Origin of the sequence: Methylobacterium sp. WL64 (assembly GCF_008039945.1) — a bacterium.
Lineage (GTDB): Bacteria > Pseudomonadota > Alphaproteobacteria > Rhizobiales > Beijerinckiaceae > Methylobacterium.
In genome coordinates, this window is record NZ_VRVA01000352.1 from 1 (window position 1) to 252 (window position 252).

Genomic DNA, 252 nt, shown 5'->3' on the forward strand with positions numbered 1-252 from the left:
GCAGCCGCCAGGGCACGGGGTCGTCGCTCACCTCGACGACATAGGCGACGTCCCGGGCGAGATGGGCGAGGCAAGTCTGGTGCGCAGCCGCGTGGCCCTGCTGTGCGGTGTAGCGATCCGAGATCCAGGGACTGTCAGGAATTTCGTGTGGGGGCGGCCATAGTGGATCCGAAGGAGGTTCCCGATGGCACGACGCAAAGCACCCCACGTCCCTGACGCGATCCTGGACCAGCTCCTGGCCGGGGCCGATCC

General features: G+C 67.9%; 1 pseudogene. It reads right to left on the reverse strand.

From position 1 onward, the window contains the following. A pseudogene (locus FV242_RS36005) lies at positions 1 to 133 on the reverse strand (IS66 family transposase); the annotation flags it as partial. Positions 134 to 252 lie beyond the last annotated feature (119 nt).